This is a genomic window from Skermanella sp. (assembly GCF_059503625.1).
This window is the reverse complement of sequence record NZ_JCACHA010000848.1, coordinates 1-8,408: the sequence shown is the minus strand read 5'-3', so window position 1 is coordinate 8,408 and position 8,408 is coordinate 1. Positions and strand designations below refer to the sequence as shown.

Here is an 8,408-nt window from a genome sequence, read left to right as displayed (position 1 = left end):
GAAAGCTATACAGGTTTTTAGTCAAGTCAAGTTCTGGAGATATAGGCCCATGGCCCGAGTTACTGTCGAAGACTGCGTGACGCGAATCCCTAACCGGTTCGAACTTGTGATGATGGCCGCCCGGCGTGCGCGCGATCTCGTCGGCGGCGCCGAACTTTCACTCGACCGGGACAACGACAAGAGCACGGTCGTCGCCCTGCGCGAGATCGCCGAGCGCACCCTGCCGCTGGAAACCCTGCGCGAAGCGCTGGTCAAGGGGCACCAGCGGCAGGTCGATACCGACGAGCCGGACGAGGATGTCGCCGAACTGATGGCCGATGAGCAGGCATGGACCGACCTTCCCGGCCCCTCCGACGGGGACGAAACCGAGGTTGCGATATCCGACCTGGACCCCGAAGCCGACGATACCGGCGGCGATGACGGGATCGGGGAAGACGACGACGTTCTCACTCGAATGGATCGGGAGCCGGGAGCCAGCTTCGAGGGCGACGAGGGCAACCTCGTCGACCGCGACGTCAACGACCTGGGCAAAACATATGGTGGCGACGCGGAAGGCGTCAGCGACGCCATGGACGATCCCAACGACCGCTTCTACGACTGACCGTCTCAGGCGGATCGGCAAGACCGGTGGTGTCGCCGTCCGGCAGGGTAACGCTTAACCGGAGATGTCGGGCCTCTTCGGCCCGACATCTGAAAGCCTGCACCGGCTGCCTACCCTGTCTTGTTGGGTGGCTCGATACTCTGGCCGCCGATCCCGGCAACGCCGACGTCGCTTCCGGCTATGCCGGCTCCCGTCGATCCTGGATCGGCGCCGCCGCTGAGACCGCCCCGTCCCGACCCGGCGACGATCTTGGGCTTGGCAATCGGCTCCGGTTCCGTGTCGCGCTGCACCGGCTTCCCCTGCGCCGGCTTCCGTTGCGCCGTCTTCCGTTGCTCAGCCTTGACCGGGGGACCCGATGCCGCGTCACGTTCGTCCGACATAGCTACCCTCCCTTGCCATAAGTCTCCGCGCCGTGGAACGGCACGGAGACCGCTTCGGCACGATTTCCCGCCTGGGCCGATGGCGGCAGCAGGAAACGGTTATACGCCGCTACCACCGGCGATCACCGACGGCACCGTCTTGGCCCTGGAAAACGTTGCGGATGTCTGCCGGTCGCCTGCTTTCCATTGCCTCCGCCCGGCCCGTGGCGAGTTCGCCGCGGGATGCGCCGAAACCCCATGAAGCCGGCGCGACGATCCCTGCCATGCGATCCTGGTGAGCGGCGGCATCGAGCCTGTTTTCGAACCGGATCGACAGGTTGCCGAAGTCGAAGCAGTAGCGGCCTCTATTGCCCAGATCGAGCAGGTTGCGGGTGCGTTGCAGGAACCAGGCGTAATCGTCGGTCCAATAAGGCGATTTCAGCACGGGGCTTAAACTTACTTCGAATTCCTTGGCGCCTTTGGTGGCCTCGGCCAGCGGGTTGGCGATCTTGCTGGCGATCAGGCGGTCCCGCTCCCGCCGCATCCACTTCAGATGACACCAGAGAGTGTCGGCACGACCTCGCTGGCAGTCAGCTTCGTCCAAGCCATGGTCACCGACCAAAAGCTCCAGCATACGTTCGCACTCTTCTCCGATGATCATGATTTCCCGTTCGGTGTAGACCGAGCCGGCGTGGAATTCTTCGCTGAACAGGTCGATCGGGATATATCCGGACAAGGGATTCCGGCCGCTTTGCGGGTTCGCGTGATGAATCCTGAAGGCCCCGGTCTTCTTTCCCCGCCGGAATCCCGGATCGAGTTGGCCGGGCCGGCCCCTGTAACTGGGCGGCAGATTGAACGTCCCCATGACGTCTGCTCCTGTGACAACGTCGTTCGATACTACGGCGCGGCGTTCATCTTCAGGAAACCGCTTTCCGGATCACGGATGACACTCCCTTCCTCAAGGGCGTTCTGGACGACCTCGTAATCGGCCACCAGCACCTGGCCCCAGTCGTCGATCGTGACATGAGCTTCCGCTTCGTCGCTGAGCCTGACCGGCATCCCCTCGACCCCCACCAACTGTGCGATCGTTTCGGCTGCTTCGTCCTTCCGGGCTGTCTGATCCGTCATGATGTTCTCCACCTGAAATAGCAAATGCTCTTGTGCAACTTACGGGAGCGAGGACGGCCAACAGGCCCGGCGCCGGATTGTTTCACGTCAGTTACAGTGCCGGCATCGAAGCAGCGGACCGATCCGTTTTGAATAACCCGCAGAAAAGCCTGCCAATCCGGGCAAAAAGAGACATACCTGTACTGTCGTTATTGACCTTTTGGCGTGGTTGGAAAAAGAATTTCCGCTGCGAATGCGGCACCGGAACTCATTTCACGACGGGCATGTTGGGCGGGGCACCTTTCCGCAAAGCGATAGAGCACTGGAAAAACCATGGGAACCCTCGCAAAGCTTGGAGCGCACGACGCCCCCCGCATTACCTGGACGGAAGTACCTTCCCTCGGCATCAGCGTGCATGCCCGGACATGGAGTGGCGGTCCGCAGGCGCGCGGAAGCTCCCCTGTCGTCCTGGTGCACGGCCTGGGCCTGTCGAGCCGGTACATGATCCCTTTCGGCCAGCGGCTGGCGATGCTCGGATACGACGTGCTGGCGCCCGATCTGCCGGGCTTCGGACGCACCCCAGGCCCGCCGGATCGACATGGCCCGCCGGCCCGGACGTCCGCGAACAAACCGACCAATTGCTGGCGTGGATGGACGCCTGCGGCATTCGCCGGGCCGTGCTGTTCGGCAACTCGGTCGGTGTCCAGGTCATCGTGGAACTCGCGGCGCGTTTCCCCGACCGCGTCGATCGTCTCGTCCTCGCCGGCCCCACTCCCGACCCGCAATACCGGTCGCCGGGCAAGCAGTACTCGCGCGTCGTCATGAACATGCCGTTCGAGGCGCCGTCGCTGAACCCGCTCTTCCAGGTCGAATATGCGTCGGCGGGTATCCCCCGGATGGTCCAGCAGCTGCGCCGCACGGTCGACGATCCGATCGAGAACAGGCTGCCCTACGTCAAGGCCCCGGCGCTGGTCGTCCGTGGCCGGTACGACCAGACCATGTCGCAGCCCTGGGCCGAGGAATTCACCAGGCTGCTGCCGGATGCGAAGCTCGTGGTGGTCGAGCAGGCCGCGCACAACGTTCACTACACGGCCCCGCACGTGATGGTGCGGCTGATCGACAGCTTTCTTAAGGGCGGGCTGGATGGATCGGCTGCCGACGACGATCAGGTCGTCGTTCCGGGACCCGACCATGGCGAGGATCCGCTGGCTCCGGTGCAGCCGATTTCGACCCGGACCCGTGGGATCCTGGATTATCTGGCGGCAGCCACGTGCCTGACCCTTCCCCGCGCGATAGAGTGCGGCCCGCGGACGCGGCAGGTGCTCACGATGGCGGGAGCCTCGGGAACTGCGCTCAGCCTGTTCACCGATTATGAGTACGGCGCCGTCCGGAAGATCCCGATGACGGTTCGCGCCAATATCGATGCGTCCACCGGCGTGGAATTGCTGCTGGCGGCGGCGACGCGGCTACGTGACGAACCGGCCGCGGGCCGGTGGGCGGTAGCGGCGCTCGGAGCGCTCCATCTGTTCGCCGCGGCGGCCACGCGCAAACCGATGGGACCGGCGCACCTTGTACCGGTCCGGAGCCGCGCCCGCTCGCACAGCCGGAACATACCGGCGGGCGCTTCGGCGGCCATGCCGCGTCTCGGCGAGGTGCAGGCGTAGCACCTCCGCTCGGGACACTTTGTCCGGAGGCCCATGATCTTACGGACGCCCTGAGCAAGCCCACGGTGCGGATGGCCCGCGTCCGTCGGTCGTATGGACCTTGGTATCCGGGCTATCCGGCGTCTTGCCGCGCGGCGGCAAGGCGCCGGGCGAGCGACAGGGCGTCGAAGGGAGCGCGGACGCGGGCGTCGTTGTCGAAATAGACGAATGCGGTGCGGGCTCCCTCGGCGCTCCAGCCGCGAACCCGGCCGGCCCATTCGTCGAGGTCGGCTTCCGTATAGCCGCTGGCATACAGCTCTTCGGCCCCGTGCAGCCGCGCATAGGCGAAGTCCGTGGTCGGCGTATCGAACCGGGGCCAGCCCGGCGCGTCCGAACTGACGAGAGCCACCCGCCGCTCCCGGAGCAGATCGAAGAAATCCTGCGTCTGGAAGCTGAGGTTGCGAACTTCAAGGGCGTGCCGAAGGGGACCCTCCACGATCGCCTCGGTCCAGGACCGCCCCTCGACGATGCCCGTATATCCGCGGGCGAGCCTCGCGGCGCTTGCCATGTCGGCAGGCAGGCGGTCGAGAAAGCGCGCCAGCCGGTCGCGGTCGAAGCGCGTGCGTTCGGGCAACTGCCACAGGAATGGGCCGAGCTTCTCGCCCAGCAGCAGCACGCCGGAAGCCAGGAAATTGGCGAGCGCCGCATCGATGTCGCCCAACTGCTTCCGGTGCGTGATGAAGCGGCTGCCCTTGACGGCGAAGACGAAACCTTGCGGCGTTTCCGCGTGCCAGCGCCGGAAGGTTTCCAGGCTCTGGAGCCGGTAGAAGGTGGCGTTGATCTCCACCGAGTTGAACCGCCGCCCGATATAGTCCAGTTCCAGCCGATGCTTCAGGCCGGGCGGGTAGAAGACGGCGCGCCAGCTCGGGTAAGTCCAGCCCGAGGTTCCGATGCGGACGGCATCCAACATGCTCTCTGATCTCCTCGCAATTCCTCGCCGATTGATCTGTTGCCCGACCGACAACCAGTTTCCGGGCAATAGATCTGGGGGACCGATCTGATGGGCGTTCAGCGCAAGGTAGCTGCGGTGGCGGCAGGGGTGGCGACGTTTGCCGCATTGAACTGGGTCGCGGCGCAAGCCTCCCGGCGGCAGCGTTATGCCGGAGCGCGGCTGGGGCGCCTGGAAAGCCGCTGGTATCGGGTTCATGGGCTGCGAATGCATGCGCTGGCGTCGACCGGCCGGCCACGGTGGCGGGAGGCGCCGGTCGTGCTGGTCCACGGGCTCGGCGTCTCCAGCCGCTATATGGTCCCGGTCGCCCGGCATCTTGCCCCCGACCTCCAGGTTTTCGCGCCCGACCTGCCGGGCTTCGGGCTGAGCGACAAGCCGGGCACCGTCCTAACCATACGGCAACTGGCCGATGCGCTGGCCGCCTGGATGAATGCCGCCGGACTGGAGCGCGCGATGTTCATAGGCAACTCGCTGGGGTGCGAGATCCTGGCCGAACTGGCGCTGCGCCACCCGGAGCGGGTGGTATCCCTGGTCCTTCAGGGGCCGACGCCGGAGCCGGCGGCGCGCACCGCATCCCAGCAGATCTGGCGCTATATCGTGACCGGCCAGTACGAGCGCTCACCGCTGAGCTGGGTATCGGCGTCCGACTACATGATCTGCGGCGTCCGGCGCTTCGTCCGGACGTTTCGCTACATGCTGGAGGACCGGATCGAGGACAAGCTGCCGAAGGTCCGGCATCCCTGCCTGGTCGTCCGGGGGACCCGCGACCGCATCGTTTCGCAGGAATGGGCGGAGGAAGCCGCCCGCCTGCTGCCCAACGGCCGGCTGTCGATCGTCCCAGGAGCGGCGCACGCCATCAACTTCTCGTACCCGCGCGAGTTCAGGAGGGCGATCCTGCCGTTCCTGGTGGACTCGACCTCCAGGCCGGCGGCGATGACCGCCGCCCCTGCGATGCGTGAGGGCGTCCTGCATCAGGGCTGAGCCGCCGCGGCGGCGGCAAGCCGGTGCGGCCGGATCATCCCGGACGCCTGGACAGGGCCGCTTGCTGGATCGCATTCCTGAGCAGCAGCCCGGCGCCCGCCACGAGGGCCGCCGTCAGCAGCGGCCTCTTCGTTGCCTGTACATACAGGCTGCTGCCCCTGCGAAGATGCGGCTCATGCGTTCCACGCTCATGCCCGCCATAGCCCGGCTCGAACAGGGCGCGGGACCGCGATCCGCCCGATACGCGGTCGCGCGATTGATGGGACGAGTACATGATCCGCTCCATGATCTTGTCCATCATGCGCGGGGCGGCCGAACCGAGCACCGCCGCAACCTTCGCCTGCGAACCGACATACATGTCCCGCTTCGGATGCCGCGCACACCAGAGGATCGCATCGGCGACGGCTTCCGGCACATACACCATCCCCCTGTGCACCGGCTGCATCGGCATGTAGTTGCCGGCATGCTCGTTGTAGGGCGTATCGATACGTCCCGGATGGATCAGCGAGACCGAAACCGGAAGCCCGTCATGCTCCGCCTCCATCCGCAAGGTGTCGGTGAACCCGTGGACGGCGAACTTGGCGGAGGAATACGTGCCCTGGACCGCTGTCGCGCGGTCACCGAAGAAGCTGCCGACATTGACGATGGCGCCCGGCTCGCCCCGGCCCCGGTAATGCCGAAGGGCGGCAACCGATCCGTACACGACTCCCCAGTAGACCGTGTCGAACATGCGGTGCCAGTCCGCCACCGGGACGTCCCAGGTCCTTCCGAAGATCGAGATCCCGGCGTTGTTGACCCATGTGTCGAACCGTCCGAAGTCGCGCAGCACAGTCTCGGCGGCGCGGTCGACGTCTTCTTTGGACCCGACGTCACAGACGATGAAGGCCGCCTGTCCTCCATGACGACGGATGTCATCGACGAGGTGCCGCAATGCGTCCTCGTTCCGCGCCAGTGCAACGACCTTTGCCCCCTGCCGCGCAGCCATCTTGGCGGTGACAAGCCCGATTCCACTGCTCGCTCCGGTGATCACGATCACCTGCTGACCGATAGGCTTCAACGCCAGGGACATGGTGGATTCCTTCAAGCGACGGAGGGAGCGAGGGCCGCGGGATCGCGCTTTCCCAAAACGTACTCCGAGCGAAGAGTGGAACCCCTGGTTGGTCGTCCTGTTGAGCCGGCGCCAACTGCCCTGCGGGGGCGCCGGCATGCGTTGTTTCCCGACGTTTCCCTGCGTGCATTATTCAAGGAGAACCGAGATGACCACGAACGATGAAGGCAAGACGGTCGTGCCCGAAATAAAGGACCGCACCCAGAATCAGCCTTCCCAGGGATCGGGCACGGGTAGCGGCAGCGCCAAGCCGGTGTTCCGGGAGCCCGGCCAGAATGTGAAGCAAAGCGAAATCGACGCGACCAAGGCAGCGAAGGAACGGATGAAGGCGGATCAGCCGGGCGGCGAGGGTCAGTCCTGATCCGGCTTCAGGCGGCGCCGTCGTCCTTGGCGTGGCGACGCTCCCCCGTGTAAGGAAATCGCGTGAGGGAAGCTCCGCTACGACGGCGTCGCCATGCTGGCGCCGTTTTCCTCCGTCGTAGCGGACACGGGCGTGGTGAGGGAGAGCGGGCGGTCTCGTTCAGGGCTTCGACAGCCGGTCAGCTCGTGCCGGGCTGAGTCGCGTCATCGGCCTTCTCGGCGCGCTCGATAAGTTCCTTGACCGTGAGACCCGCCGGGGTCGAGCCCTGGAGCGAGCCGTCGCCCGGCGTGCGGTCCATGTCCAGCCTTTCGTCGCCGGGCAAAGGATCGCTCCCGGTGTTCTCCTCCCGCACTGCGCCTGTGGGCTGCGATGTGGTTGCAGGGCGGCCGGCTCCGCCATCGTCCGGCTTGTCGGCAGCTTGGTCGTTATCCTGGGCCATCGTGTCTTCTCCATGTATAGGGCAACCGGCTCGCCACCCCGGCCGGCCGCAGTCGGCGGTTATGAATGCTCGACGATCCTGGCCTGCTTATCGTGGCTTTCGCTGTGCCGCCAATCTTCCGGATGGTGGCGAAAGCCGGTCTTTTCACCGCTGCTTCCGGTGTGCTCGACGAAGCGGTCGGCGACGGCTCCGGTGGCAAAGGCGTAGACGGCCTTGTGCAACAGATCGATGACCTGCTCGTCTCGGGGCCAGGTCCAGGGCGGCGCGCCGACGCCTGTGGCGTTCTCCAGCGTCTGATCATTGATAAGCCTGAGATTCATGAAGATGAAGGAGCCTACGGGTCCGCGGATGCCGTGATGCGCCATGAAAGCGCGCACCGCACCCAACGCGATGCCCTGGCCCCAGTGCATGGCCCAGTTCATGCCGAGCCGTTCATCGTCGGGCTTGGATGGCAGCCGCAGCAGATGCTCCAGGGTATGGGCCGGCACGAAAGAGTTCGGCCGCTTGGTGACGGTTTGCTCGAGCTTTTCGGCTACGGTCATGGCTGCGACACCGGCCGCACCAGCCAGAAGACCATATAACAGGATGCTTCCCAGGCTTTGCGCATCGCGTCCCTTCCCTACAGGGGCGGCGTCGCTCGATCGGTCGTAGTACAGGTCTGTGGACATCACGGAGCCTTCCATCGGTAGACCCGGAGATCGGGGTTCGATCGCAGGAACCGGACCGCCGGGCAATGGTTCCTGCCGATGTCATGCCTTGCACCGGATCGAAAATCCCGATGCAGGGTCTTTACAGGGAGA

At 65.4% G+C, this 8,408-nt stretch carries 10 protein-coding genes and 2 pseudogenes; 5 read left to right on the top strand and 7 right to left on the bottom strand.

The genetic code is table 11. The features are described from left to right. Positions 1 to 49 precede the first annotated feature (49 nt). Positions 50 to 439, top strand: a pseudogene (rpoZ, locus tag AC5JJ6_RS30695) (DNA-directed RNA polymerase subunit omega); the annotation flags it as partial. 272 nt (positions 440 to 711) lie between these two features. On the opposite strand, the gene AC5JJ6_RS30690 reads toward rpoZ, so the two are convergent. The 3 genes from AC5JJ6_RS30690 to AC5JJ6_RS30680 all read right to left on the bottom strand — a co-directional run bounded on the left by AC5JJ6_RS30690 (position 712) and on the right by AC5JJ6_RS30680 (position 2,088). Then, positions 712 to 981, bottom strand: coding sequence for a hypothetical protein (locus AC5JJ6_RS30690; protein WP_496045692.1), 270 nt, complete (start codon positions 979 to 981; stop codon positions 712 to 714). Positions 982 to 1,090: 109 nt separating this feature from the next. After that, entirely contained in the window at positions 1,091 to 1,825 is a 735-nt protein-coding gene (locus AC5JJ6_RS30685) for a hypothetical protein (RefSeq protein ID WP_496045691.1), read from the bottom strand. Between the two features lie 32 nt (positions 1,826 to 1,857). Beyond that, positions 1,858 to 2,088: a hypothetical protein gene (locus tag AC5JJ6_RS30680; RefSeq protein ID WP_496045690.1), complete on the bottom strand. Its 231-nt coding sequence runs from the start codon at positions 2,086 to 2,088 to the stop codon at positions 1,858 to 1,860. 312 nt (positions 2,089 to 2,400) lie between these two features. On the opposite strand from AC5JJ6_RS30680, the pseudogene AC5JJ6_RS30675 reads away from it, so the two are divergent. Both AC5JJ6_RS30675 and AC5JJ6_RS30670 read left to right on the top strand, forming a co-directional pair. After that, a pseudogene (locus tag AC5JJ6_RS30675) lies at positions 2,401 to 2,655 on the top strand (alpha/beta hydrolase); the annotation flags it as partial. Between the two features lie 50 nt (positions 2,656 to 2,705). Beyond that, complete coding sequence (locus AC5JJ6_RS30670; RefSeq protein ID WP_496045689.1) at positions 2,706 to 3,731, top strand: alpha/beta fold hydrolase; 1,026 nt, start codon at positions 2,706 to 2,708, stop codon at positions 3,729 to 3,731. Positions 3,732 to 3,843: 112 nt separating this feature from the next. On the opposite strand, the gene AC5JJ6_RS30665 is transcribed toward AC5JJ6_RS30670, so the two are convergent. Beyond that, a complete protein-coding gene (locus AC5JJ6_RS30665; RefSeq protein WP_496045688.1) occupies positions 3,844 to 4,680 on the bottom strand; it encodes a DUF72 domain-containing protein in 837 nt (278 codons plus the stop codon). A gap of 90 nt (positions 4,681 to 4,770) precedes the next feature. On the opposite strand from AC5JJ6_RS30665, the gene AC5JJ6_RS30660 reads away from it, so the two are divergent. Continuing rightward, positions 4,771 to 5,700: an alpha/beta fold hydrolase gene (locus AC5JJ6_RS30660; RefSeq protein ID WP_496045687.1), complete on the top strand. Its 930-nt coding sequence runs from the start codon at positions 4,771 to 4,773 to the stop codon at positions 5,698 to 5,700. 34 nt (positions 5,701 to 5,734) lie between these two features. Here AC5JJ6_RS30660 and AC5JJ6_RS30655 read toward each other — a convergent pair whose 3' ends face one another. Continuing rightward, a complete protein-coding gene (locus tag AC5JJ6_RS30655; protein ID WP_496045686.1) occupies positions 5,735 to 6,769 on the bottom strand; it encodes an SDR family oxidoreductase in 1,035 nt (344 codons plus the stop codon). A 187-nt stretch (positions 6,770 to 6,956) separates the two neighbouring features. Here AC5JJ6_RS30655 and AC5JJ6_RS30650 point away from each other — a divergent pair, with 187 nt between their 5' ends. Continuing rightward, a complete protein-coding gene (locus AC5JJ6_RS30650) occupies positions 6,957 to 7,169 on the top strand; it encodes a hypothetical protein (protein WP_496045685.1) in 213 nt (70 codons plus the stop codon). 178 nt (positions 7,170 to 7,347) lie between these two features. Here AC5JJ6_RS30650 and AC5JJ6_RS30645 read toward each other — a convergent pair whose 3' ends face one another. Together AC5JJ6_RS30645 and AC5JJ6_RS30640 are read right to left on the bottom strand one after the other, a co-directional pair. Continuing rightward, positions 7,348 to 7,608 (bottom strand): hypothetical protein, encoded by a 261-nt coding sequence (locus AC5JJ6_RS30645; RefSeq protein WP_496045684.1) that lies wholly within the window; start codon positions 7,606 to 7,608, stop codon positions 7,348 to 7,350. Positions 7,609 to 7,667: 59 nt separating this feature from the next. Beyond that, entirely contained in the window at positions 7,668 to 8,276 is a 609-nt protein-coding gene (locus AC5JJ6_RS30640; RefSeq protein WP_496045683.1) for a hypothetical protein, read from the bottom strand. Positions 8,277 to 8,408: the final 132 nt, after the last annotated feature.

Bases quoted from the DNA above. Each gene is read 5' to 3' on its own strand.
- AC5JJ6_RS30690 (WP_496045692.1), bottom strand. From the start codon at position 981: ATGTCGGACGAACGTGACGCGGCATCGGGTCCCCCGGTCAAGGCTGAG.
- AC5JJ6_RS30685 (WP_496045691.1), bottom strand. From the start codon at position 1,825: ATGGGGACGTTCAATCTGCCGCCCAGTTACAGGGGCCGGCCCGGCCAA.
- AC5JJ6_RS30680 (WP_496045690.1), bottom strand. From the start codon at position 2,088: ATGACGGATCAGACAGCCCGGAAGGACGAAGCAGCCGAAACGATCGCA.
- AC5JJ6_RS30665 (WP_496045688.1), bottom strand. From the start codon at position 4,680: ATGTTGGATGCCGTCCGCATCGGAACCTCGGGCTGGACTTACCCGAGC.
- AC5JJ6_RS30660 (WP_496045687.1), top strand. From the start codon at position 4,771: ATGGGCGTTCAGCGCAAGGTAGCTGCGGTGGCGGCAGGGGTGGCGACG.
- AC5JJ6_RS30655 (WP_496045686.1), bottom strand. From the start codon at position 6,769: ATGTCCCTGGCGTTGAAGCCTATCGGTCAGCAGGTGATCGTGATCACC.
- AC5JJ6_RS30650 (WP_496045685.1), top strand. From the start codon at position 6,957: ATGACCACGAACGATGAAGGCAAGACGGTCGTGCCCGAAATAAAGGAC.
- AC5JJ6_RS30645 (WP_496045684.1), bottom strand. From the start codon at position 7,608: ATGGCCCAGGATAACGACCAAGCTGCCGACAAGCCGGACGATGGCGGA.
- AC5JJ6_RS30640 (WP_496045683.1), bottom strand. From the start codon at position 8,276: ATGTCCACAGACCTGTACTACGACCGATCGAGCGACGCCGCCCCTGTA.